The sequence below is a fragment of the Citrobacter sp. MGH103 genome (assembly GCF_001034475.2).
Taxonomy (GTDB): Bacteria; Pseudomonadota; Gammaproteobacteria; order Enterobacterales; family Enterobacteriaceae; genus Citrobacter; species Citrobacter freundii.
In genome coordinates this window covers 376,417-397,146 of record NZ_CP073043.1, presented here as the reverse complement: position 1 = coordinate 397,146, position 20,730 = coordinate 376,417, and the positions used below count along the sequence as shown (strand labels likewise).

Annotated in this window: 37 protein-coding genes; 1 reads left to right on the top strand and 36 read right to left on the bottom strand. The window is 50.2% G+C overall.

All coding sequences use genetic code 11. From position 1 onward, the window contains the following. Window positions 1-9: 9 nt before the first annotated feature. From SK33_RS01950 to rpsJ, 29 genes are all read right to left on the bottom strand, one after another. Entirely contained in the window at window positions 10-378 is a 369-nt protein-coding gene (locus tag SK33_RS01950; RefSeq protein WP_003845236.1) for a DUF1992 domain-containing protein, read from the bottom strand. 107 nt (window positions 379-485) lie between these two features. After that, the gene (gene rplQ / locus SK33_RS01945; protein ID WP_001216370.1) at window positions 486-869 is read right to left on the bottom strand and encodes a 50S ribosomal protein L17; all 384 of its coding nucleotides are present in this window, start codon (window positions 867-869) and stop codon (window positions 486-488) included. Window positions 870-909: 40 nt separating this feature from the next. Further along, window positions 910-1,899: a DNA-directed RNA polymerase subunit alpha gene (locus SK33_RS01940; RefSeq protein ID WP_003031139.1), complete on the bottom strand. Its 990-nt coding sequence runs from the start codon at window positions 1,897-1,899 to the stop codon at window positions 910-912. A gap of 25 nt (window positions 1,900-1,924) precedes the next feature. Further along, on the bottom strand, window positions 1,925-2,545 hold the full coding sequence (gene rpsD / locus SK33_RS01935; RefSeq protein ID WP_003031138.1) for a 30S ribosomal protein S4: 621 nt from the start codon (window positions 2,543-2,545) through the stop codon (window positions 1,925-1,927). Between the two features lie 33 nt (window positions 2,546-2,578). Then, window positions 2,579-2,968 carry a 30S ribosomal protein S11 gene (rpsK, locus tag SK33_RS01930; protein WP_003031137.1) on the bottom strand — a complete coding sequence of 130 codons (390 nt, stop codon included), beginning with the start codon at window positions 2,966-2,968 and terminating at the stop codon, window positions 2,579-2,581. Window positions 2,969-2,984: 16 nt separating this feature from the next. After that, complete coding sequence (gene rpsM / locus SK33_RS01925) at window positions 2,985-3,341, bottom strand: 30S ribosomal protein S13 (protein ID WP_003031135.1); 357 nt, start codon at window positions 3,339-3,341, stop codon at window positions 2,985-2,987. A 146-nt stretch (window positions 3,342-3,487) separates the two neighbouring features. Beyond that, entirely contained in the window at window positions 3,488-3,604 is a 117-nt protein-coding gene (gene rpmJ / locus SK33_RS01920) for a 50S ribosomal protein L36 (RefSeq protein ID WP_000868187.1), read from the bottom strand. A 30-nt stretch (window positions 3,605-3,634) separates the two neighbouring features. Beyond that, window positions 3,635-4,966, bottom strand: a complete 1,332-nt coding sequence (secY, locus tag SK33_RS01915) for a preprotein translocase subunit SecY (protein WP_001118864.1) — start codon at window positions 4,964-4,966, stop codon at window positions 3,635-3,637. 7 nt (window positions 4,967-4,973) lie between these two features. Beyond that, window positions 4,974-5,408 (bottom strand): 50S ribosomal protein L15, encoded by a 435-nt coding sequence (gene rplO / locus SK33_RS01910; protein ID WP_003031132.1) that lies wholly within the window; start codon window positions 5,406-5,408, stop codon window positions 4,974-4,976. Window positions 5,409-5,411: 3 nt separating this feature from the next. Continuing rightward, window positions 5,412-5,591: a 50S ribosomal protein L30 gene (gene rpmD / locus SK33_RS01905; RefSeq protein ID WP_001140434.1), complete on the bottom strand. Its 180-nt coding sequence runs from the start codon at window positions 5,589-5,591 to the stop codon at window positions 5,412-5,414. 3 nt (window positions 5,592-5,594) lie between these two features. Beyond that, window positions 5,595-6,098 (bottom strand): 30S ribosomal protein S5, encoded by a 504-nt coding sequence (gene rpsE / locus SK33_RS01900; protein WP_003031131.1) that lies wholly within the window; start codon window positions 6,096-6,098, stop codon window positions 5,595-5,597. 14 nt (window positions 6,099-6,112) lie between these two features. Then, window positions 6,113-6,466: a 50S ribosomal protein L18 gene (gene rplR, locus SK33_RS01895; protein WP_040243623.1), complete on the bottom strand. Its 354-nt coding sequence runs from the start codon at window positions 6,464-6,466 to the stop codon at window positions 6,113-6,115. A 9-nt stretch (window positions 6,467-6,475) separates the two neighbouring features. Next, entirely contained in the window at window positions 6,476-7,009 is a 534-nt protein-coding gene (gene rplF, locus SK33_RS01890; protein WP_003031129.1) for a 50S ribosomal protein L6, read from the bottom strand. A 12-nt stretch (window positions 7,010-7,021) separates the two neighbouring features. Then, entirely contained in the window at window positions 7,022-7,414 is a 393-nt protein-coding gene (gene rpsH / locus SK33_RS01885) for a 30S ribosomal protein S8 (protein ID WP_003031127.1), read from the bottom strand. A 30-nt stretch (window positions 7,415-7,444) separates the two neighbouring features. Continuing rightward, entirely contained in the window at window positions 7,445-7,750 is a 306-nt protein-coding gene (rpsN, locus tag SK33_RS01880) for a 30S ribosomal protein S14 (RefSeq protein ID WP_003031125.1), read from the bottom strand. Between the two features lie 14 nt (window positions 7,751-7,764). Then, complete coding sequence (rplE, locus tag SK33_RS01875; protein WP_003031123.1) at window positions 7,765-8,304, bottom strand: 50S ribosomal protein L5; 540 nt, start codon at window positions 8,302-8,304, stop codon at window positions 7,765-7,767. Window positions 8,305-8,318: 14 nt separating this feature from the next. Then, complete coding sequence (gene rplX / locus SK33_RS01870) at window positions 8,319-8,633, bottom strand: 50S ribosomal protein L24 (protein ID WP_003031122.1); 315 nt, start codon at window positions 8,631-8,633, stop codon at window positions 8,319-8,321. Between the two features lie 10 nt (window positions 8,634-8,643). Continuing rightward, window positions 8,644-9,015, bottom strand: coding sequence for a 50S ribosomal protein L14 (rplN, locus tag SK33_RS01865; RefSeq protein WP_000613954.1), 372 nt, complete (start codon window positions 9,013-9,015; stop codon window positions 8,644-8,646). 163 nt (window positions 9,016-9,178) lie between these two features. Next, entirely contained in the window at window positions 9,179-9,433 is a 255-nt protein-coding gene (gene rpsQ, locus SK33_RS01860) for a 30S ribosomal protein S17 (RefSeq protein WP_003031120.1), read from the bottom strand. Next, window positions 9,433-9,624, bottom strand: coding sequence for a 50S ribosomal protein L29 (rpmC, locus tag SK33_RS01855; RefSeq protein ID WP_000644742.1), 192 nt, complete (start codon window positions 9,622-9,624; stop codon window positions 9,433-9,435). The genes rpsQ and rpmC overlap by 1 nt, the downstream gene beginning before the upstream one ends. Beyond that, on the bottom strand, window positions 9,624-10,034 hold the full coding sequence (gene rplP, locus SK33_RS01850; protein WP_000941208.1) for a 50S ribosomal protein L16: 411 nt from the start codon (window positions 10,032-10,034) through the stop codon (window positions 9,624-9,626). Before rplP ends, rpmC begins: the two co-directional genes overlap by 1 nt. Before the next feature lie 12 nt (window positions 10,035-10,046). Beyond that, entirely contained in the window at window positions 10,047-10,748 is a 702-nt protein-coding gene (gene rpsC / locus SK33_RS01845) for a 30S ribosomal protein S3 (protein ID WP_000529945.1), read from the bottom strand. A 17-nt stretch (window positions 10,749-10,765) separates the two neighbouring features. Then, window positions 10,766-11,098 (bottom strand): 50S ribosomal protein L22, encoded by a 333-nt coding sequence (rplV, locus tag SK33_RS01840; RefSeq protein WP_000448832.1) that lies wholly within the window; start codon window positions 11,096-11,098, stop codon window positions 10,766-10,768. A 14-nt stretch (window positions 11,099-11,112) separates the two neighbouring features. Beyond that, the gene (gene rpsS / locus SK33_RS01835) at window positions 11,113-11,391 is read right to left on the bottom strand and encodes a 30S ribosomal protein S19 (RefSeq protein WP_001138115.1); all 279 of its coding nucleotides are present in this window, start codon (window positions 11,389-11,391) and stop codon (window positions 11,113-11,115) included. Window positions 11,392-11,407: 16 nt separating this feature from the next. Further along, a complete protein-coding gene (gene rplB, locus SK33_RS01830; protein ID WP_000301869.1) occupies window positions 11,408-12,229 on the bottom strand; it encodes a 50S ribosomal protein L2 in 822 nt (273 codons plus the stop codon). A 17-nt stretch (window positions 12,230-12,246) separates the two neighbouring features. Continuing rightward, window positions 12,247-12,549, bottom strand: coding sequence for a 50S ribosomal protein L23 (gene rplW, locus SK33_RS01825; RefSeq protein ID WP_000617546.1), 303 nt, complete (start codon window positions 12,547-12,549; stop codon window positions 12,247-12,249). After that, on the bottom strand, window positions 12,546-13,151 hold the full coding sequence (gene rplD / locus SK33_RS01820) for a 50S ribosomal protein L4 (protein WP_003031119.1): 606 nt from the start codon (window positions 13,149-13,151) through the stop codon (window positions 12,546-12,548). The genes rplW and rplD overlap by 4 nt, the downstream gene beginning before the upstream one ends. A 10-nt stretch (window positions 13,152-13,161) precedes the next feature. Next, entirely contained in the window at window positions 13,162-13,791 is a 630-nt protein-coding gene (gene rplC / locus SK33_RS01815; protein ID WP_003031117.1) for a 50S ribosomal protein L3, read from the bottom strand. A gap of 32 nt (window positions 13,792-13,823) precedes the next feature. After that, window positions 13,824-14,135, bottom strand: a complete 312-nt coding sequence (gene rpsJ / locus SK33_RS01810; RefSeq protein ID WP_001181005.1) for a 30S ribosomal protein S10 — start codon at window positions 14,133-14,135, stop codon at window positions 13,824-13,826. Window positions 14,136-14,514: 379 nt separating this feature from the next. Here rpsJ and SK33_RS01805 point away from each other — a divergent pair, with 379 nt between their 5' ends. Next, on the top strand, window positions 14,515-14,982 hold the full coding sequence (locus SK33_RS01805) for a prepilin peptidase (RefSeq protein WP_048218754.1): 468 nt from the start codon (window positions 14,515-14,517) through the stop codon (window positions 14,980-14,982). Here SK33_RS01805 and bfr read toward each other — a convergent pair. The 7 genes from bfr to tusB all read right to left on the bottom strand — a co-directional run bounded on the left by bfr (window position 14,979) and on the right by tusB (window position 20,725). Next, entirely contained in the window at window positions 14,979-15,455 is a 477-nt protein-coding gene (gene bfr, locus SK33_RS01800; protein ID WP_003031113.1) for a bacterioferritin, read from the bottom strand. The two genes, SK33_RS01805 and bfr, sit on opposite strands and share 4 nt — an antisense overlap. A gap of 71 nt (window positions 15,456-15,526) precedes the next feature. Beyond that, window positions 15,527-15,721, bottom strand: coding sequence for a bacterioferritin-associated ferredoxin (gene bfd / locus SK33_RS01795; RefSeq protein WP_003031111.1), 195 nt, complete (start codon window positions 15,719-15,721; stop codon window positions 15,527-15,529). Window positions 15,722-15,906: 185 nt separating this feature from the next. Then, complete coding sequence (gene tuf, locus SK33_RS01790) at window positions 15,907-17,091, bottom strand: elongation factor Tu (RefSeq protein ID WP_003031109.1); 1,185 nt, start codon at window positions 17,089-17,091, stop codon at window positions 15,907-15,909. 69 nt (window positions 17,092-17,160) lie between these two features. After that, a complete protein-coding gene (gene fusA / locus SK33_RS01785; protein ID WP_003023659.1) occupies window positions 17,161-19,275 on the bottom strand; it encodes an elongation factor G in 2,115 nt (704 codons plus the stop codon). Window positions 19,276-19,371: 96 nt separating this feature from the next. Further along, entirely contained in the window at window positions 19,372-19,842 is a 471-nt protein-coding gene (rpsG, locus tag SK33_RS01780) for a 30S ribosomal protein S7 (RefSeq protein ID WP_003023657.1), read from the bottom strand. Between the two features lie 95 nt (window positions 19,843-19,937). Continuing rightward, window positions 19,938-20,312 carry a 30S ribosomal protein S12 gene (gene rpsL, locus SK33_RS01775; RefSeq protein ID WP_003023654.1) on the bottom strand — a complete coding sequence of 125 codons (375 nt, stop codon included), beginning with the start codon at window positions 20,310-20,312 and terminating at the stop codon, window positions 19,938-19,940. Between the two features lie 125 nt (window positions 20,313-20,437). Then, a complete protein-coding gene (gene tusB, locus SK33_RS01770) occupies window positions 20,438-20,725 on the bottom strand; it encodes a sulfurtransferase complex subunit TusB (protein ID WP_003023651.1) in 288 nt (95 codons plus the stop codon). Window positions 20,726-20,730: the final 5 nt, after the last annotated feature.

The window sequence follows — 20,730 nt, the reverse complement described above, 5'->3', positions numbered from 1 at the left end:
CTCTCTCCGCTATTCATCGTTGATCTTTTTTAGCAGCTTATCTGCGTAGTCACCGCGCAAAAACTCGGTGCTGAGTCCAGCCTGCCGAAGTTTAAGTTCCAGCAGCGACAGTCTTCGGCTCACCTCCGGATAACTTGGATCATCTTTGCGAATCCCCGCGAGTATTTCAAGCAGTTGTATTGCTTCTCTGCGTTGCTCGAGCTCAGGAGGAAGGCAACCTGCATTTTTTAATAAACGGTATCCGGCTCGGAGTTCAGGCGGGACATGGGAGTCATCGTCAAGAGTCAGCGGTTCGCCCGTTCCCGGTAAATCATCAAACTCACCTTTAGATTGTGCATCAATAATATGGCGCTCTGCCCACTGGTCCAGTAACCACATACAACACTCCAGGGGATGAACAAAAAGAGTACAGATATTGTAGATAAGTGGGGATATGACGGATATAAAAAAACCCGCCGAGGCGGGTTTTTTTACGTTACTACAGATTACTCTGCAGCAGCTTCTGTTTTCTCTGAACGATCAACCAGCTCGATGTATGCCATCGGCGCGTTGTCGCCTGCACGGAAACCACACTTCAGAATGCGAGTGTAACCACCGGCGCGGCTCGCGAAACGCGGGCCCAGTTCGTTAAACAGTTTTGCCACGATCTCGTTATCACGAGTACGGGCGAATGCCAGACGACGATTAGCTACGCTATCAGTCTTGGCAAGAGTAATCAGCGGCTCAACTACGCGACGCAGCTCTTTCGCTTTCGGCAGAGTCGTCTTGATGATTTCATGACGAACCAGTGAACCTGCCATATTGCGGAACATAGCCTGGCGATGGCTGCTGTTGCGGTTCAGTTGACGACCACTCTTACGATGGCGCATGACCTTATCCTTCTCAGTAAAACCTTAACCTGTGATCCGGTTACTCGTCAGCGATGCTTGCCGGTGGCCAGTTTTCCAGGCGCATGCCCAGAGACAGTCCACGGGAAGCCAGCACGTCTTTAATCTCGGTAAGAGATTTTTTACCAAGGTTAGGCGTCTTAAGAAGCTCAACCTCAGTACGCTGTACCAGATCACCGATATAGTGGATAGCTTCTGCTTTGAGGCAGTTAGCAGAGCGGACAGTCAATTCCAGATCGTCAACAGGGCGCAGCAGGATCGGATCGAATTCTGGTTTCTCTTCTTTAACTTCCGGCTGACGTACATCACGTAAATCAACGAAAGCTTCCAGTTGTTCAGCCAGAATGGTAGCCGCACGACGAATCGCCTCTTCAGGATCGATTGTGCCGTTGGTTTCCATTTCGATGACCAGCTTGTCCAGGTCGGTACGCTGTTCTACACGCGCTGCTTCAACATTGTAGGCAATACGCTCTACAGGGCTGTAGCATGCGTCGACCAGCAGACGGCCGATTGGGCGCTCATCTTCTTCCGAATGAATTCGGGTAGAAGCCGGCACATAACCACGACCGCGCTGAACTTTGATACGCATGCTAATAGATGCATTCTCATCGGTCAGGTGGCAGATCACGTGCTGTGGCTTGACGATTTCGACATCACCATCATGGGTAATGTCGGCTGCAGTCACAGGGCCAATGCCAGATTTATTCAAGGTAAGAATAACATCATCTTTACCCTGAACTCTCACCGCCAGCCCTTTCAGGTTGAGCAGGATTTCCAGGATATCTTCCTGAACGCCTTCTTTGGTGCTGTACTCATGTAGTACACCATCAATCTCAACCTCGGTCACCGCGCAACCCGGCATCGATGAGAGCAGAATACGGCGCAGTGCGTTACCCAAAGTATGGCCAAAGCCACGCTCTAAAGGCTCAAGGGTCACCTTGGCGTGCGTCGAACTCACTTGCTCGATATCTACCAGGCGCGGTTTTAGAAACTCTGTCACAGAACCCTGCATTGTGTCCTCTCTTTGGTACTAAGCTTTACTTGGAGTAAAGCTCGACGATCAGGTGTTCGTTAATGTCCGCAGACAGATCAGAACGCTCCGGCTTACGCTTGAACGTACCTTCCATCTTGCCAGCATCAACTTCCAGCCAGGTTGGCTTTTCACGCTGCTCAGCCAGCTCCAGAGCGGCTTTCACGCGAGACTGCTTCTTCGCTTTCTCACGAATGCTAACAACGTCATTCGGACTAACCTGATAAGAAGCGATGTTAACAACACGACCGTTTACCATAATTGCTTTATGGCTGACCAGCTGACGTGCTTCTGCACGAGTGGCACCGAAGCCCATACGGTATACAACGTTGTCCAGACGACCTTCCAGCAGACCCAACAGGTTTTCACCGGTGTTGCCTTTCAGACGTGCTGCTTCTTTGTAGTAGTTACGGAACTGACGCTCCAGCACACCGTAGATACGGCGAACTTTTTGCTTTTCACGCAACTGCACACCATAGTCAGACAGACGCGGTTTACGCGCACCGTGCTGGCCAGGAGCTTGTTCAATTTTACACTTGGTATCGATCGCGCGAACGCCAGACTTAAGGAATAAGTCAGTGCCCTCACGACGGCTCAGCTTGAGCTTAGGACCCAAATATCTTGCCATTTTCTTTCTCCAACAATCCTAGAAACGACAGCGTTATACGCGACGTTTTTTCGGCGGACGACAACCGTTATGAGGGATCGGAGTCACATCAGTAATATTAGTGATGCGGAAACCAGCGGCGTTCAGAGCACGAACAGTAGATTCGCGACCTGGACCCGGTCCTTTGACCATAACTTCCAGATTCTTGATACCGTATTCTTTTACGGCTTCAGCGCAACGCTCTGCTGCAACCTGAGCTGCAAACGGAGTGGATTTGCGAGAACCACGGAAACCGGAACCACCGGCTGTTGCCCAACCCAGTGCGTTACCCTGACGATCAGTAATGGTAACGATGGTGTTGTTAAAAGAAGCATGGATATGAGCCACGCCGTCAGAGACTTGTTTTCTTACACGTTTACGTGCACGAATTGGTGCCTTTGCCATTATTCAATCACCCCGATTATTTCTTGATCGGTTTGCGCGGACCCTTACGGGTACGTGCGTTGGTCTTGGTACGCTGACCGCGAACCGGGAGACCACGACGATGACGCAAACCGCGATAGCAACCAAGGTCCATAAGGCGCTTGATGCTCATGCTAACTTCACGGCGCAGATCACCTTCAACGACAAATTTGGCAACTTCGTCACGCAGCGTGTCGATTTGTTCTTCAGACAGCTCACTGATCTTAACATCTTCAGCGATACCCGCGGCAGCCAGAATGGCTTTAGAACGGGTCTTGCCGACGCCGTAGATCGAAGTTAATGCGATCACAGCATGTTTCTGATCAGGAATGTTAATGCCTGCTATACGGGCCACTATGCACTCCTACTATTTAATATGTACGCACCATGCTGAAAAGCCCGTTTTCAGGATACTCAAATGGAAACGCACAGACATACAAAAGATTGGCTGGCTAATCTAGCCAGCTCAACCCAACTTTGCAAGAAAAATATGCGAATAAATCAGCCTTGGCGCTGTTTATGCTTCGGCTCGGCACTGCAAATCACACGGATGACACCATCACGCTTAACGATTTTGCAGTTACGGCATAATTTCTTGACGGAAGCACGAACTTTCATTTTTACTCTCCGTAACTTCTCGGGCGACTGTTAACGGCCGTAGCCTTTCAGATTCGCCTTCTTCAATGCAGACTCGTACTGACTTGACATCATCAGAGTTTGCACTTGAGCCATAAAGTCCATAATCACGACAACAACGATAAGCAGTGAGGTCCCACCGAAGTAGAACGGTACTTTCATTGCATCACGCATGAACTCCGGGATCAGGCAGATAAAGGTAATGTAGAGCGCACCAACCAAAGTCAGGCGGGTCATTACTTTATCGATATACTTCGCCGTTTGCTCTCCCGGACGAATTCCTGGTACAAATGCACCGGACTTCTTCAGGTTATCTGCTGTTTCACGCGGGTTGAAAACCAACGCCGTGTAGAAGAAACAGAAGAATATGATTGCAGACGCATAGAGTAACACATAAAGCGGTTGCCCAGGCTGCAAATACAGCGAAATTGTTGTCAGCCAGTTCCAACCAGTCCCGCCCCCGAACCATGACGCGATGGTCGCCGGGAACAGAATAATACTGGAAGCGAAGATTGCCGGGATTACCCCCGCCATATTCACTTTCAGCGGTAAATGTGTGCTCTGTGCAGCATAGACACGACGACCTTGCTGACGTTTCGCGTAGTTTACCACAATGCGGCGTTGACCACGCTCAACAAATACAACAAAGAACGTCACTGCGAATACTAATACTGCAACCAACAGCAACACGAGGAAGTGCAGGTCGCCTTGACGCGCTTGCTCGATAGTATGGGCAATGGCTGGCGGGAGTCCCGCTACAATACCGGCGAAGATAATGATTGAGATACCGTTGCCGATACCACGTTCAGTAATCTGTTCACCCAACCACATCAGGAACATCGTCCCTGTAACCAGACTTACAACAGCGGTGAAATAGAATGCAAAGCCTGGGTTCATCACCAGGCCCTGCATACCAGGCATATTCGGCAGACCGGTAGCAATACCGATCGACTGGAATATTGCCAGCACCAGAGTACCGTAGCGGGTGTACTGGCTGATCTTACGACGACCAGACTCCCCTTCTTTCTTAATTTCTGCCAGCGTTGGATGAACCACCGTCAGCAGCTGGATAATGATCGACGCCGAAATATACGGCATGATCCCCAGAGCAAAGATAGAAGCACGGCTGAGAGCACCACCAGAGAACATGTTAAACATTTCAATGATGGTGCCTCGCTGTTGCTCAAGCAGTTTGGCAAGTACAGCGGCATCAATACCAGGGATCGGAATGAAAGAGCCAATACGGAACACAATCAGCGCGCCGATTACAAACAGCAGTCTGCGTTTCAGCTCGCCTAAGCCACCTTTGGCACTTTGAAAATCTAATCCCGGTTGTTTAGCCATCTGCTACTTATTCCTCGATTTTACCGCCAGCAGCTTCGATAGCAGCACGAGCGCCTTTAGTAACACGCAGGCCACGAACAGTTACCGGAGTAGTGACTTCACCAGCCAGGATCACTTTCGCGAACTCGATCTGGATACCGATAATGTTAGCTGCTTTCAGCGTGTTCAGGTCTACAACACCGCCTTCAACTTTAGCCAGGTCAGACAGACGAACTTCGGCTGTAATCGCTGCTTTACGTGAAGTGAAGCCGAATTTCGGCAGACGACGGTACAGAGGCATCTGACCACCCTCGAAACCGCGACGTACGCCACCGCCAGAACGAGACTTCTGACCTTTGTGACCACGACCACCGGTTTTACCGAGGCCAGAACCGATACCACGACCCAGGCGGCGAGCCGCTTTTTTAGAGCCTTCGGCCGGAGACAGAGTATTTAAACGCATCTCTTACTCCTCAACTTTAACCATGAAGGAAACCGCGTTGACCATACCACGAACAGCAGGAGTATCCTCGCGCTCTACGGTGTGACCAATACGACGCAGACCCAGGCCAAGCAGCGTTGCCTTGTGTTTCGGCAGACGACCGATTGCACTGCGGGTTTGAGTAATTTTAATAGTCTTTGCCATGGTTTATTTCCCCAGAATTTCTTCAACGGATTTACCACGCTTGGCAGCGACCATTTCCGGAGATTTCATATTTTCCAGGCCATCGATAGTTGCACGAACCACGTTAATCGGGTTAGTAGAACCATACGCTTTAGCCAGAACGTTACGAACTCCAGCGACTTCCAGAACGGCGCGCATTGCACCACCGGCGATGATACCGGTACCTTCGGAAGCCGGCTGCATGAATACACGAGAACCCGTGTGAGTACCCTTAACCGGGTGCTGCAGGGTGCCGTGGTTCAGCGCGACGTTAATCATATTGCGACGGGCTTTTTCCATCGCTTTCTGGATCGCTGCTGGAACTTCACGCGCTTTACCGTAACCAAAACCAACGCGACCGTTACCATCACCAACTACAGTCAGAGCTGTGAAGGAGAAAATACGACCACCTTTAACGGTTTTAGATACGCGGTTAACCGCGATCAGCTTTTCCTGCAGTTCGCCAGCTTGTTTTTCGATGTGAGCCATCTTACACCTCTACCTTAGAACTGAAGGCCAGCTTCACGGGCAGCATCTGCCAGTGCCTGGACACGACCATGATATTGGAACCCGGAACGGTCAAAAGAAACATCTTTGATGCCTTTTTCCAGAGCGCGTTCAGCAACAGCTTTACCTACAGCTGCAGCAGCGTCTTTGTTACCGGTGTACTTCAATTGTTCAGCGATAGCTTTTTCTACAGTAGAAGCAGCTACCAGAACTTCAGAACCGTTCGGTGCAATTACCTGTGCGTAAATATGACGCGGGGTACGATGTACCACCAGGCGAGTTGCACCCAGCTCCTGGAACTTGCGGCGTGCGCGGGTCGCACGACGGATACGAGCAGATTTCTTATCCATAGTGTTACCTTACTTCTTCTTAGCCTCTTTGGTACGCACGACTTCGTCGGCGTAACGAACACCCTTGCCTTTATAAGGCTCAGGACGACGGTAGGCGCGCAGATCTGCTGCAACCTGACCGATCAGCTGTTTATCAGCGCCTTTCAGCACGATTTCAGTCTGAGACGGACATTCTGCAGTGATTCCCGCAGGCAGCTGATGGTCAACTGGGTGAGAGAAACCTAAAGCCAGGTTTACTACATTCCCTTTAACCGCTGCACGATAACCTACACCAACCAGCTGAAGCTTCTTAGTGAAGCCTTCGGTAACACCGACAACCATTGCATTCAACAGGGCACGCGCGGTACCAGCCTGAGCCCATCCATCTGCGTAACCATCACGCGGACCGAAGGTCAGTGCATTATCTGCATGATTTACTGCAACAGCATCGTTGAGAGTACGAGTCAGCTCGCCGTTTTTACCTTTGATCGTAATAACCTGACCGTTGATTTTTACATCAACGCCGGCAGGAATAACGACCGGTGCTTTAGCAACACGAGACATTTTTTCCTCCGATTAGGCTACGTAGCAGATAATTTCGCCACCAAGACCAGCCTGGCGCGCTGCACGATCAGTCATAACACCTTTAGAGGTAGAAACAACTGCGATACCCATGCCAGCCATAACTTTCGGCAGCTCGTCTTTACGCTTATAAATGCGCAGACCTGGGCGACTGACACGCTGAATGCTTTCTACAACAGCTTTACCCTGGAAATACTTGAGAGTAAGTTCCAGTTCCGGCTTGGTGTCGCCTTCAACTTTAAAATCTTCAATAAAACCTTCTTCCTTCAGCACGTTGGCAATTGCCACTTTCAGCTTGGAGGAAGGCATGGTGACCGCAGCTTTATTCGCGGCCTGACCGTTACGGATACGGGTCAGCATATCCGCGATCGGATCTTGCATGCTCATCTGTCTTTACTCCCGTGATTCAATTGGTAATTACCAGCTAGCCTTTTTCAAGCCTGGTACTTCACCGCGCATGGCGGCTTCACGCAGTTTGATACGGCTCAACCCGAACTTGCCCACATAGCCATGCGGACGACCTGTTTGACGGCAGCGGTTACGCTGACGGGACGGGCTGGAATCACGCGGCAGAGACTGCAGCTTGAGAACTGCGTTCCAACGATCTTCGTCGGTCGCGTTCACATCAGAGATAATAGCTTTCAGTTCAGCGCGTTTTGCGAAGTACTTATCAGCTAAAGCTACGCGCTTTACTTCGCGTGCTTTCATTGATTGCTTAGCCATTCAGTAACCCTACCTTACTTGCGGAACGGGAAGTCAAAGGCAGCCAGCAGAGCACGGCCTTCTTCATCAGATTTCGCAGTAGTGGTAATGGTAATATCCAAACCACGCACGCGGTCGACTTTATCGTAGTCGATTTCTGGGAAGATGATCTGCTCACGGACACCCATGCTGTAGTTACCACGACCGTCGAAAGACTTAGCGGACAAGCCACGGAAGTCACGGATACGTGGAACAGCAATAGTGATCAGGCGCTCAAAGAACTCCCACATGCGTTCGCCACGCAGAGTTACTTTACAGCCGATCGGATAGCCCTGACGGATTTTGAAGCCTGCAACTGATTTGCGTGCTTTGGTGATCAGCGGTTTTTGACCGGAGATTGCTGTCAGGTCAGCTGCTGCGTTATCCAGCAGTTTCTTGTCAGCGATCGCTTCACCAACACCCATGTTCAGGGTGATCTTCTCGACCCGAGGGACTTGCATGACAGAATTGTAGTTAAACTCAGTCATGAGTTTAGCGACTACTTCGTCTTTGTAGTAATCATGCAGTTTCGCCATCGTACTACTCCAAATTACTTGATAGTTTCGCTGTTAGATTTGAAGAAACGGACTTTTTTGCCGTCTTCGAATCTAAAGCCTACACGGTCAGCCTTGCCGGTTGCCGCGTTGAAGATAGCAAGGTTAGAGATCTGAATAGCTGCTTCTTTCTCTACGATGCCGCCTGGTTGGTTCAGGGCCGGAACCGGCTTCTGATGTTTTTTAACCAGGTTGATACCTTCAACAATGACCTTGCCGGAAGACAGGACATTCTTAACTTTACCGCGTTTACCTTTATCTTTACCGGTTAACACGATAACTTCGTCATCACGACGGATCTTCGCTGCCATGATTCGCTCCTTAGAGTACTTCTGGTGCCAGAGAGATAATTTTCATGAACTTCTCGTTACGAAGTTCACGAGTTACCGGCCCAAAAATACGCGTACCGATAGGTTGCTCGCTGTTATTGTTTAAAATAACGCATGCATTACCATCGAAGCGAATGACAGAACCGTCCGGGCGACGAACACCCTTCTTGGTGCGCACCACTACCGCCTTCAGCACATCACCTTTTTTGACCTTACCACGCGGAATTGCTTCCTTGATGGTGATCTTGATGATATCGCCGACGCCTGCGTAGCGACGGTGCGAGCCACCCAGAACCTTGATACACATTACGCGACGTGCACCGGAGTTGTCGGCGACGTTCAGCATAGTCTGTTCTTGGATCATTTTAGTGCTCCGCTAATGTCAACTACTACTGAGACCCGAAAATCAGGTCGTTAAAAAAGCCCCATATCGGGGGCGCGGCATTATAACACCGCTTCAACGATATGGGTAGAAAAAATAAACGGCTCATCGCTGAGCCGTTTATTCGTTGAGAATGCCTACTGTATTACAGAACGGCTTTCTCTACAACGCGAACCAGCGTCCAGGACTTAGTCTTGGACAGCGGACGGCATTCGCGGATTTCAACCACGTCACCAGTACCGCATTCGTTGTTCTCGTCATGTACGTGCAGTTTGGTCGTACGCTTAATGAATTTACCGTAGATCGGGTGTTTCACAAAACGTTCGATAGCAACAACGATGGATTTCTCCATTTTATCGCTAACAACGCGACCTTGCAGAGTACGGATTTTATCGGTCATTACGCACCCGCCTTCTCAGTCAGTAAAGTCTTAACGCGTGCGACGTCACGACGCACTTGCTTCAACAGGTGAGACTGTTGCAGCTGGCCACTTGCAGCCTGCATACGCAGGTTGAACTGCTCACGCAGCAGATTCAGCAGCTCGGTGTTCAGCTCTTCAACACTCTTCTCACGCAGCTCTTTTGCTTTCATTACATCACCGTCTTAGTTACAAAGGTGGTTTTAATCGGCAGTTTCGCTGCTGCCAGCTTGAATGCTTCACGGGCCAGCTCTTCCGGTACGCCGTCCATTTCATACAGGACTTTACCCGGCTGAATCAAGGCAACCCAATACTCCACGTTACCTTTACCTTTACCCATACGCACTGCCAGCGGCTTTTCAGTGATCGGTTTGTCCGGGAATACACGGATCCAGATCTTACCTTGACGCTTAACTGCACGGGTCATAGCACGACGTGCTGCTTCGATCTGACGGGCAGTCAGACGACCACGGCCAACAGCTTTCAGACCGAAGCTGCCGAAGCTAACATCCGCGCCAGCAGCCAGACCGCGGTTACGGCCTTTGTGCATTTTACGGAATTTTGTACGCTTTGGTTGTAACATCAGCGACGCTCCTTATTTACGGCCTTTACGCTGCTGCTTTTTAGGTTGAGCAGCCGGTTTTTCCGGTTGTTCAACAGCAGCCATACCACCCAGGATCTCGCCTTTGAAGATCCACACTTTAACGCCGATTACACCGTAAGTGGTGTGCGCTTCAGAGGTGTTGTAGTCGATGTCAGCACGCAGAGTGTGCAGAGGTACGCGACCTTCGCGGTACCATTCGGTACGTGCGATTTCCGCGCCGCCCAGACGGCCGCTAACTTCAACTTTGATACCTTTAGCGCCCAGACGCATTGCGTTCTGTACAGCACGCTTCATAGCACGACGGAACATAACGCGACGTTCCAGCTGAGAAGTGATGCTGTCAGCAACCAATTTTGCGTCCAGTTCAGGCTTACGCACTTCGGCGATATTGATCTGAGCAGGAACGCCAGCAATATCCGCTACGACTTTGCGCAGTTTTTCTACGTCTTCGCCTTTCTTACCGATAACGATACCCGGGCGAGCGGTGTGAATGGTCACACGGATGCTCTTAGCCGGACGCTCGATAACGATACGAGATACAGACGCTTTAGCCAGTTCCTTAGTCAGGTACTGACGTACTTTAAAATCGCTGTCCAGGTTGTCAGCGAATTCTTTGGTGTTCGCAAACCAGGTTGAGTTCCATGGTTTTACAATACCCAGGCGAATACCATTAGGATGTACTTTCTGACCCATTGCTAGTCTCCAGAGTCTCAGCGATCGGACACAACCACAGTAATGTGGCTGGTGCGCTTCAGGATGCGATCTGCACGACCTTTTGCACGCGGCATAATGCGCTTCATGCTCGGGCCTTCGTCTACGAAAATTTTCGTAACTTTCAGATCGTCAATGTCAGCGCCATCGTTGTGTTCAGCGTTAGCAATGGCAGATTCCAGGACTTTCTTAACCAGTACAGCCGCTTTCTTATTGGTGTAGGTCAGAATATCCAGAGCCTGCGACACTTTCTTACCGCGAATCAGGTCTGCAACAAGGCGAACCTTCTGAGCAGAAGAACGAGCATGGCGATGTTGAGCTAAAGTTTCCATCTCTTCCTCCTACCTTATTTCTTCTTCGCTTTTTTATCAGCAGCGTGGCCGCGATAAGTACGAGTCGGTGCGAATTCACCCAGTTTGTGACCGACCATTTCGTCGGAAACAAATACCGGAACGTGCTGACGACCATTATGGACAGCGATGGTCAAACCGATCATGTTAGGAAAGATCGTTGAACGACGGGACCAAGTGCGCAGGGGCTTCTTGTCTCCGCTTTCCACCGCTTTCTCTACCTTCTTCAGCAAGTGCAGGTCAATAAAAGGACCTTTCTTGAGAGAACGTGGCATGGCTTATCCTCTAAAATTATTTGCTACGGCGACGTACGATGAATTTATCAGTACGCTTGTTGCTGCGGGTCTTCTTACCTTTGGTCTGAACGCCCCACGGAGTTACCGGGTGCTTACCAAAGTTACGACCTTCACCACCACCATGTGGGTGGTCGACTGGGTTCATCGCAGTACCGCGAACGGTAGGACGAACACCACGCCAGCGTGCAGCACCTGCTTTACCCAGAACGCGCAGCATATGCTCAGCATTGCCAACTTCGCCCAGAGTTGCACGGCAGTCTGCTTCGACTTTACGCATTTCACCAGAACGCAGACGCAGGGTGACATAAGCACCATCACGAGCAACGATCTGAACGTAAGTACCAGCGGAACGTGCCAGCTGACCGCCTTTACCTGGTTTCATTTCTACGTTATGAACGGTAGAACCAACCGGGATATTGCGCATCGGCAGGGTGTTACCTGCTTTGATTGCAGCATCAACGCCAGACTGAATCTGGTCGCCAGCTTTCAGGCCTTTAGGGGCCAGGATGTAACGGCGTTCACCGTCTTTGTACAGAACCAGCGCGATGTTCGCGGAGCGGTTCGGATCGTACTCAAGACGTTCAACAACTGCCGGGATACCGTCTTTGTTGCGTTTGAAGTCAACAATACGATAAGCCTGCTTGTGACCACCACCGATGTGACGAGTGGTGATACGGCCATTGTTGTTACGACCACCGGATTTGCTGTTTTTTTCAACCAGCGGAGCAAAAGGTTTGCCCTTGTGCAGCTCTGGGTTGACCACTTTAACAACGTGGCGACGACCCGGAGATGTCGGTTTACATTTAACAACTGCCATTGTATTACTCCTCCGACTTACTCAGCGCCGCCGACGAAGTCCAGATTCTGGCCTTCCTTCAGGGTGACGTAAGCTTTTTTCCAGTCGCTACGACGACCGATACGCTGTCCGTGACGTTTAACTTTCCCTTTAACTACCAGGGTGTTAACGACTTCGACTTCGACTTCAAACAGTTTCTGCACAGCAGCTTTGATTTCTGCTTTGGTCGCGTCTTTAGCAACTTTGAGAACGATGGTGTTAGTTTTTTCCATCGCAGTAGACGCTTTTTCAGAAACGTGCGGTGCGCGCAGCACTTTCAGCAGACGTTCTTCACGAATCATGCCAGCATCTCCTCAACTTGCTTAACAGCATCAGCAGTCATTACGACTTTGTCGAAGGCGATCAGGCTAACCGGGTCGATACCAGTTGCATCGCGTACGTCAACCTTGTGCAGGTTGCGCGCAGCCAGGAACAGGTTTTCGTCCAGCTCACCGGTGATGATCAGCACATCTTCCAGAGCCATGTCTTTCAGTTTCTGTGCCAGCAGCTTAGTTTTAGGCGCTTCTACAGAGAATGATTCGACAACGATCAGACGATCCTGACGTACCAGTTCGGACAGAATGCTTTTCAGCGCGCCGCGGTACATCTTTTTGTTAACTTTTTGACTGTGGTCCTGTGGACGAGCAGCGAAGGTCACGCCACCTGAACGCCAGATCGGGCTCTTGATAGAACCTGAACGCGCACGGCCGGTACCTTTCTGGCGCCACGGCTTTTTGCCTGAACCAGTTACTTCAGCACGAGTCTTCTGAGCACGAGTACCCTGACGAGCACCAGCTGCATAAGCAACAACAACCTGGTGAACCAGCGCTTCGTTGAAATCACGACCGAAGGTAGTTTCGGAAACAGTCAGCGCGCTCTGCGCGTCTTTCAATACTAATTCCATTGCTATCCCCTTACGCCTTCACAGCTGGTTTAACGATCAGGTCGCAACCGGTCGCACCCGGAACACCACCTTTAACCAGCAGCAGGTTGCGCTCAGCGTCAACACGTACTACGTCCAGGCTCTGAACGGTTACACGTTCGTTGCCCAGCTGACCTGCCATTTTCTTGCCTTTGAACACTTTGCCCGGAGTCTGGTTCTGACCGATAGAACCCGGAACGCGGTGAGACAAGGAGTTACCGTGAGTAGCGTCCTGGGTACGGAAGTTCCAGCGCTTAACGGTACCAGCGAAACCTTTACCTTTAGAGGTACCGGTTACGTCAACTTTTTTAACGTCAGCAAACAGTTCAACGCTAATGTTCTGACCAACGGTGTATTCTTCACCATCTGCCAGACGGAACTCCCACAGGCCGCGGCCAGCTTCTACGCCAGCTTTAGCAAAGTGGCCAGCTTCCGGCTTAGTTACGCGGTTAGCTTTTTTAGCACCGGTGGTAACCTGAACAGCGCGATAGCCATCGTTAGCCAGATCTTTAACCTGAGTAACGCGGTTTGCTTCAACTTCGATAACGGTTACTGGGATAGATACGCCATCTTCAGTGAAGATGCGGGTCATACCCACTTTTTTACCGACTAAACCAATCATTGTATCAACCTCTCAATCGCTCGATGACCTGATTAACCCAGGCTGATCTGCACGTCTACACCGGCAGCCAGGTCCAGACGCATCAGAGCATCAACGGTTTTTTCAGTTGGCTCAACGATGTCAACCAGACGCTTGTGAGTACGGATCTCGTACTGATCACGCGCGTCTTTGTTGACGTGCGGGGAGATCAGAACGGTGAAACGCTCTTTGCGGGTCGGCAGCGGGATCGGACCACGAACCTGCGCACCAGTGCGCTTGGCAGTCTCGACGATTTCCGCGGTTGATTGATCGATCAGACGATGATCAAACGCTTTCAAACGGATACGGATTCTTTGGTTCTGCATGAGACCAGAGCTCCAATTATTTTATAGACGAAATAGTTACTCCTCAAACCCATTACGATTGATGGGAGAGTGTAACCGTTCTTACAGAGTTCCCCGATTGGGAACATTGTCTGGTATTGCTTTCGCAGTACCGGTGGCTCATATCGAACCGCTGTCAATATTAGACAAGCCCGCGCATTATACGTAAATCTCAGTCTTAAGCAAGTGCCGCGTAGAAATTAATCACTCGTTCATAAATGCGGGCCTCCTTCCACTCTGATTGTATGTCCTGTGATGCAACGCGTTTTCCGTGGAAGAGAGCATCCATAACTCACATCCCGGACTTGTAGGGCCGGCGTGCTTACCCGAAGGTAAACTCTTTACCAAATGAGATTTGCCCATGTACATCGACCTCCCCTTTCTGCTGATTTATGTTTCGCTATCAGGGTTGCTCTTAGTCCATGACCTGCGTACCGGGTTGCTGCCCGACAAATTTACCTACCCTCTTTTGTGGGGCGGTCTTATTTATCATCAGTGCTGCAGACCTGCACAGTTATCCGACGCGCTTTGGGGTGCCGTAGCGGGCTATGGGGTATTTGCTTTGTTCTACTGGGGGTATCGTTTGATATGCCGACAGGAAGGATTAGGCTTTGGTGATGTCAAATTTCTTGCCGCACTGGGCGCATGGCATCGCTGGGAATCATTACCACTGTTGGTTTTACTTGCCGCGGGCATGGCATGTTGTCTCACCGGGATTTCTTGCGTCCGTTACGGGAGACAGATGCTAAAAAACCCGCTGCCTTTTGGGCCATATCTGGCGGCTGCGGGTTTCGTTATTGGCTGGGTAAATCTGATACAGGGCGGTTAGTCACTGACTTTAATTTGCGATTGCAGATAATTTTGCAAGCCAAGTTTTGCAATCAGGTCCAGCTCAGTTTCGAGCCAGTCAATATGCCCTTCTTCTTCAGTCAGGATCTCGATCATCATGTCCCGGCTGACATAATCATGAACGCTATCGGCATAGGCAATGGCTTCACGCAGATCTTTCGCCCCATCCAACTCGAGTCGAAGATCGGATTGCAGCATCTCTTCAACGTCTTCGCCAATACCCAACTTGCCAAGATCCTGCAAGTTCGGGAGCCCTTCTAAGAATAAAATACGCTCGATATATTTATCAGCGTGTTTCATCTCATCGATAGATTCATGGTACTCAACATCATTGAGGCGAGTCAGTCCCCAGTTTTTAAACATACGAGCATGGAGAAAATACTGGTTGATCGCGACAAGCTCATTTCCCAATAGTTTATTGAGATAATTTATGATTTTAACATCACCTTTCATTTTATAGTCCCTCCGCTTCCACTCTTAGAGCGTAGATGGGGCTACAGGGATGTCAAAAAAAAGAGTGTGACTTAGGCGATCTCTTTAAATTCTGGCATTTGCGTTAATTCATCCTGCATGACTTCACGGGCAGCACGAATGCACTTACCGCATTGATTTCCTACAGGAATAAATTTACGTAATTGCTGAAAGGACTGAGGGTGAAACTGGCGAACAGCCTGACGTATTTTTTTATCACTTATCGCATTACACAAACAAACGTACATGATCGCTCCCGTTCAATTTCTGCGCAAAGTGTAAATGAGAATAGTTATGATTACAATAGCACAGCGCTATTTACGCGGCGGGAGAATGAATAAAAAATGCGAATAAATATGACAGCTACTAAATTGCAGGCAGCAAAAAGGGCGCCGAAGCGCCCTTTTTAAGCTCAAAGCTAATTAATCAATAATTAGCTCATTACTTTAGCAACAACGCCCGCACCAACAGTACGGCCGCCTTCACGGATTGCGAAACGCAGACCGTCGTCCATCGCGATCGGGTGGATCAGGGTAACAACCATTTTGATGTTGTCGCCCGGCATTACCATCTCTACGCCTTCCGGCAGTTCGATGGTACCAGTCACGTCAGTAGTACGGAAGTAGAACTGCGGACGGTAGCCTTTGAAGAACGGAGTATGACGGCCGCCTTCGTCTTTGGACAGAATGTACACTTCAGATTCGAACTTGGTGTGCGGCTTGATAGAGCCCGGCTTAGCCAGTACCTGACCACGTTCGATTTCTTCACGTTTGATACCACGCAGCAGAACACCAACGTTCTCACCAGCACGGCCTTCGTCCAGCAGTTTGCGGAACATTTCAACGCCAGTACAGGTAGACTTAGCAGTCTCTTTGATACCAACGATTTCAACTTCTTCACCAACTTTGATGATACCGCGCTCTACACGACCGGTAACAACGGTACCACGACCGGAGATGGAGAATACGTCTTCGATAGGCAGCAGGAACGGCTTGTCAATCGCACGCTCTGGTTCTGGGATGTAAGAATCCAGGAAGCCAGCCAGTTCGATGATTTTCGCTTCCCACTCTGCTTCGCCTTCCAGCGCTTTCAGAGCAGAACCACGAACGATCGGAGTGTCGTCGCCCGGGAAATCGTACTGAGACAGAAGTTCACGAACTTCCATTTCTACCAGTTCCAGCAGCTCTTCGTCATCAACCATGTCGCATTTGTTCAGGAACACGATGATGTACGGAACGCCTACCTGACGACCCAGCAGGATGTGCTCACGAGTCTGCGGCATCGGGCCGTCAGTCGCAGCAACAACCAGGATCGCGCCATCCATCTGCGCAGCACCGGTGATCATGTTTTTAACATAGTCGGCGTGGCCCGGGCAGTCTACGTGTGCGTAGTGGCGAGTCGGGGTGTCATATTCAACGTGAGAAGTGTTGATGGTGATACCACGAGCTTTTTCTTCCGGCGCGTTATCGATCTGGTCGAATGCACGAGCAGCACCGCCGTAGGTTTTAGCCAGTACGGTAGTGATTGCAGCGGTCAGGGTAGTTTTACCGTGGTCAACGTGGCCGATGGTGCCGACGTTAACGTGCGGTTTTGTACGTTCAAATTTTTCTTTAGACACGGCTATATTCCTTACTATAGTGCTCTCCCCTATGGAGAGAGCACGGGACTTAGGTTTTAATCCTGTGGATTATTTACCACGGGCTTCAATAACGGCCTGAGCAACGTTGTTCGGCGCATCGTCGTACTTCAGGAACTCCATGGAGTAAGAAGCACGGCCTTTGGTCAGAGAACGCAGCTGGGTTGCATATCCGAACATTTCAGACAGCGGAACTTCAGCATGGATAACAACGCCAGTGACGTTGGATTCCTGACCACGAAGCATACCACGACGGCGGCTCAAGTCACCGATTACGTCACCGGTGTTCTCTTCCGGAGTCTCTACTTCAACCTTCATGATAGGCTCAAGCAGAACTGGTTTCGCTTTCTTAAAGCCATCTTTGAAGGCGATAGAAGCGGCCAGTTTAAACGCCAGCTCAGAGGAGTCAACGTCATGGTAAGAACCGAAGTGCAGACGCACGCCCAGATCAACAACCGGGTAACCAGCCAGCGGGCCAGATTTCAGCTGTTCCTGGATGCCTTTATCAACGGCCGGGATGTATTCGCCAGGAATTACACCACCTTTGATGTCGTTGATGAACTCGTAGCCTTTCGGGTTTGAACCCGGCTCCAGCGGGTACATGTCGATAACAACATGACCGTACTGACCGCGACCACCAGACTGCTTAGCGTGTTTACCTTCGATATCGGTAACTTTCGCGCGAATCGCTTCACGGTAAGCAACCTGAGGTTTACCGACGTTCGCTTCAACGTTGAATTCACGCTTCATACGGTCAACGATGATGTCGAGGTGCAGCTCACCCATACCAGCGATAATGGTCTGGTTAGATTCTTCGTCAGTCCATACGCGGAATGACGGGTCTTCTTTAGCCAGACGGCCCAGAGCCAGACCCATTTTTTCCTGGTCAGCTTTGGTTTTCGGTTCTACCGCGATGGAAATTACCGGCTCAGGGAATTCCATACGTTCCAGAATGATCGGGTGATCCGGGTCACACAGAGTGTCACCAGTGGTCACGTCTTTCAGACCGATTGCAGCAGCGATATCGCCCGCGCGAACTTCTTTGATCTCTTCACGTTTGTTAGCGTGCATCTGTACGATACGGCCGAAACGTTCACGTGCAGTTTTCACGGAGTTCAGGATGGTGTCACCGGAGTTAACCACACCAGAGTACACGCGGAAGAAGGTCAGGTTACCCACGAACGGGTCGGTAGCGATTTTGAATGCCAGAGCAGCAAACGGCTCGTCATCGCTAGCATGACGCTCAGCAGGAGTATCTTTACCGTCGTCCAGAATACCGTTGATCGCAGGTACGTCTACTGGGGATGGCAGGTAATCAATTACCGCATCCAGCATCGCCTGAACACCTTTGTTCTTGAACGCAGAACCACAGGTTACCAGGATGATTTCGTTGTTCAGAACACGCTGACGCAGAGCTTTTTTGATCTCTTCTTCAGTCAGTTCTTCACCACCCAGGTATTTCTCCATCAGCTCTTCTGAAGCTTCTGCAGCGGACTCGATCAGGTTCTGGTGCCATTCTTCAGCCAGTTCCTGCATGTCAGCCGGGATATCTTCATAAGTGAAGGTTACGCCTGCATCTTCTTCGTTCCAGTTGATGGCTTTCATTTTCACCAGGTCAACAACACCGGTGAACGCTTCTTCAGCGCCAATTGCCAGCTGCAGCGGAACAGGGTTCGCGCCCAGACGGGTTTTGATCTGACCAACAACTTTCAGGAAGTTCGCACCCATACGGTCCATTTTGTTAACGAACGCAATGCGCGGAACTTTATATTTGTTTGCCTGACGCCATACGGTTTCAGACTGAGGCTGAACACCACCAACTGCGCAGTAAACCATTACTGCACCATCAAGCACACGCATGGAACGTTCTACTTCGATAGTGAAGTCAACGTGCCCCGGGGTGTCGATGATGTTTACGCGATGCGGTTCATACTGCTTAGCCATACCAGACCAGAATGCAGTAGTCGCTGCGGAGGTGATAGTAATACCACGTTCCTGCTCCTGCTCCATCCAGTCCATGGTGGCTGCGCCGTCATGAACTTCACCGATTTTATGGTTTACACCGGTGTAGAACAGAATACGTTCGGTAGTAGTGGTTTTACCGGCGTCGATGTGCGCACTGATACCGATGTTACGGTAGCGCGCGATGGGTGTTGTACGAGCCATTTGATTCCTCGTTTATCTTTTAGGCGTTCAATTTAAGTAGCCCAAAGCGGGCTGCTTACTAGAAGCGCCCGCCTGGTGACTAAAACTCCGAAGGGATTACCAACGGTAGTGTGCGAACGCCTTGTTGGCTTCTGCCATACGGTGAACGTCTTCACGTTTCTTAACTGCAGTACCTTTGTTTTCTGCAGCATCAGAAAGTTCGTTCGCCAGGCGCAGAGCCATGGATTTATCACCGCGTTTACGAGCAGCTTCAACGATCCAACGCATTGCCAGAGCATTACGACGGACCGGACGGACTTCAACTGGTACCTGATAAGTAGAACCACCAACGCGGCGAGACTTAACTTCGACAGTCGGGCGCACGTTTTCGAGAGCTACTTCGAAAGCTTCCAGTTCGTTTTTACCAGAACGCTGAGCCAGGGTCTCCAGCGCGCTGTATACGATAGTTTCGGCAGTAGATTTTTTACCATCTACCATCAGGATATTTACAAATTTAGCCAGCAGTTCTGATCCGAACTTCGGATCCGGCAGAATTTTACGCTGACCAATGACGCGACGACGTGGCATGGAAATACTCCGTTGTTAATTCAGGATTGTCCAAAACTCTAAGAGTTTAGTTTGACATTAATATAAAACGTTTGGCCTTACTTAACGGAGAACCATTAAGCCTTAGGACGTTTCACGCCATACTTGGAGCGTGATTGCTTACGGTCTTTAACGCCGGAGCAGTCAAGCGCACCACGAACGGTGTGGTAACGAACACCCGGGAGGTCTTTTACACGACCGCCACGGATCAGGATCACGGAGTGCTCCTGCAGGTTGTGACCTTCACCACCGATGTAGGAAGTCACTTCAAAACCGTTAGTCAGACGAACACGGCAAACTTTACGCAGTGCGGAGTTCGGTTTTTTAGGAGTGGTAGTATATACACGAGTACATACGCCACGTTTCTGCGGGCATGCTTCCAGCGCAGGCACGTTGCTTTTTGCAACTTTGCGTGCACGTGGTTTGCGTACCAGCTGGTTAACTGTTGCCATTAAATAGCTCCTGGTTTTAGCTTTTGCTTCGTAAACACGTAATAAAACGACCTCATACAATATGAGGACGCAGAATTTTAGGTCGGTGTCGAAAAGGTGTCAAGAAATATACAACGATCCCACAATTACCAGGACATCTGGCTGGGATGCTTCACCGTAAGTCTGACGAAGTCAGTATAGCTAACCCTGACGACACTGTCTGAAATTTGACCGCTCAACCCGCGAGCCTTAATGTCTTCTTCCAGTACATAGACCTTAATGGAGGCATTTTGCAGACTTTCAAGGAAACGGCTTCCTTCGATTGCTGCCGTCACGCCATCCTGGAGCAATAAAAGTTCATCGTCTTTATCAATCAGACGAAGAAGAGAGGAGAAATCGGTAAGCCACGCGGAGCGATGTAGTGTGTGCAGCATGAGAG

Bases quoted from the DNA above. Each gene is read 5' to 3' on its own strand.
- SK33_RS01950 (WP_003845236.1), bottom strand. From the start codon at position 378: ATGTGGTTACTGGACCAGTGGGCAGAGCGCCATATTATTGATGCACAA.
- rplQ (WP_001216370.1), bottom strand. From the start codon at position 869: ATGCGCCATCGTAAGAGTGGTCGTCAACTGAACCGCAACAGCAGCCAT.
- SK33_RS01940 (WP_003031139.1), bottom strand. From the start codon at position 1,899: ATGCAGGGTTCTGTGACAGAGTTTCTAAAACCGCGCCTGGTAGATATC.
- rpsD (WP_003031138.1), bottom strand. From the start codon at position 2,545: ATGGCAAGATATTTGGGTCCTAAGCTCAAGCTGAGCCGTCGTGAGGGC.
- rpsK (WP_003031137.1), bottom strand. From the start codon at position 2,968: ATGGCAAAGGCACCAATTCGTGCACGTAAACGTGTAAGAAAACAAGTC.
- rpmJ (WP_000868187.1), bottom strand. From the start codon at position 3,604: ATGAAAGTTCGTGCTTCCGTCAAGAAATTATGCCGTAACTGCAAAATC.
- secY (WP_001118864.1), bottom strand. From the start codon at position 4,966: ATGGCTAAACAACCGGGATTAGATTTTCAAAGTGCCAAAGGTGGCTTA.
- rplO (WP_003031132.1), bottom strand. From the start codon at position 5,408: ATGCGTTTAAATACTCTGTCTCCGGCCGAAGGCTCTAAAAAAGCGGCT.
- rpmD (WP_001140434.1), bottom strand. From the start codon at position 5,591: ATGGCAAAGACTATTAAAATTACTCAAACCCGCAGTGCAATCGGTCGT.
- rpsE (WP_003031131.1), bottom strand. From the start codon at position 6,098: ATGGCTCACATCGAAAAACAAGCTGGCGAACTGCAGGAAAAGCTGATC.
- rplR (WP_040243623.1), bottom strand. From the start codon at position 6,466: ATGGATAAGAAATCTGCTCGTATCCGTCGTGCGACCCGCGCACGCCGC.
- rplF (WP_003031129.1), bottom strand. From the start codon at position 7,009: ATGTCTCGTGTTGCTAAAGCACCGGTCGTTATTCCTGCCGGCGTTGAT.
- rpsH (WP_003031127.1), bottom strand. From the start codon at position 7,414: ATGAGCATGCAAGATCCGATCGCGGATATGCTGACCCGTATCCGTAAC.
- rpsN (WP_003031125.1), bottom strand. From the start codon at position 7,750: ATGGCTAAGCAATCAATGAAAGCACGCGAAGTAAAGCGCGTAGCTTTA.
- rplE (WP_003031123.1), bottom strand. From the start codon at position 8,304: ATGGCGAAACTGCATGATTACTACAAAGACGAAGTAGTCGCTAAACTC.
- rplX (WP_003031122.1), bottom strand. From the start codon at position 8,633: ATGGCAGCGAAGATCCGTCGTGATGACGAAGTTATCGTGTTAACCGGT.
- rplN (WP_000613954.1), bottom strand. From the start codon at position 9,015: ATGATCCAAGAACAGACTATGCTGAACGTCGCCGACAACTCCGGTGCA.
- rpsQ (WP_003031120.1), bottom strand. From the start codon at position 9,433: ATGACCGATAAAATCCGTACTCTGCAAGGTCGCGTTGTTAGCGATAAA.
- rpmC (WP_000644742.1), bottom strand. From the start codon at position 9,624: ATGAAAGCAAAAGAGCTGCGTGAGAAGAGTGTTGAAGAGCTGAACACC.
- rplP (WP_000941208.1), bottom strand. From the start codon at position 10,034: ATGTTACAACCAAAGCGTACAAAATTCCGTAAAATGCACAAAGGCCGT.
- rpsC (WP_000529945.1), bottom strand. From the start codon at position 10,748: ATGGGTCAGAAAGTACATCCTAATGGTATTCGCCTGGGTATTGTAAAA.
- rplV (WP_000448832.1), bottom strand. From the start codon at position 11,098: ATGGAAACTTTAGCTCAACATCGCCATGCTCGTTCTTCTGCTCAGAAG.
- rpsS (WP_001138115.1), bottom strand. From the start codon at position 11,391: ATGCCACGTTCTCTCAAGAAAGGTCCTTTTATTGACCTGCACTTGCTG.
- rplB (WP_000301869.1), bottom strand. From the start codon at position 12,229: ATGGCAGTTGTTAAATGTAAACCGACATCTCCGGGTCGTCGCCACGTT.
- rplW (WP_000617546.1), bottom strand. From the start codon at position 12,549: ATGATTCGTGAAGAACGTCTGCTGAAAGTGCTGCGCGCACCGCACGTT.
- rplD (WP_003031119.1), bottom strand. From the start codon at position 13,151: ATGGAATTAGTATTGAAAGACGCGCAGAGCGCGCTGACTGTTTCCGAA.
- rplC (WP_003031117.1), bottom strand. From the start codon at position 13,791: ATGATTGGTTTAGTCGGTAAAAAAGTGGGTATGACCCGCATCTTCACT.
- rpsJ (WP_001181005.1), bottom strand. From the start codon at position 14,135: ATGCAGAACCAAAGAATCCGTATCCGTTTGAAAGCGTTTGATCATCGT.
- SK33_RS01805 (WP_048218754.1), top strand. From the start codon at position 14,515: ATGTACATCGACCTCCCCTTTCTGCTGATTTATGTTTCGCTATCAGGG.
- bfr (WP_003031113.1), bottom strand. From the start codon at position 15,455: ATGAAAGGTGATGTTAAAATCATAAATTATCTCAATAAACTATTGGGA.
- bfd (WP_003031111.1), bottom strand. From the start codon at position 15,721: ATGTACGTTTGTTTGTGTAATGCGATAAGTGATAAAAAAATACGTCAG.
- fusA (WP_003023659.1), bottom strand. From the start codon at position 19,275: ATGGCTCGTACAACACCCATCGCGCGCTACCGTAACATCGGTATCAGT.
- rpsG (WP_003023657.1), bottom strand. From the start codon at position 19,842: ATGCCACGTCGTCGCGTCATTGGTCAGCGTAAAATTCTGCCGGATCCG.
- rpsL (WP_003023654.1), bottom strand. From the start codon at position 20,312: ATGGCAACAGTTAACCAGCTGGTACGCAAACCACGTGCACGCAAAGTT.
- tusB (WP_003023651.1), bottom strand. From the start codon at position 20,725: ATGCTGCACACACTACATCGCTCCGCGTGGCTTACCGATTTCTCCTCT.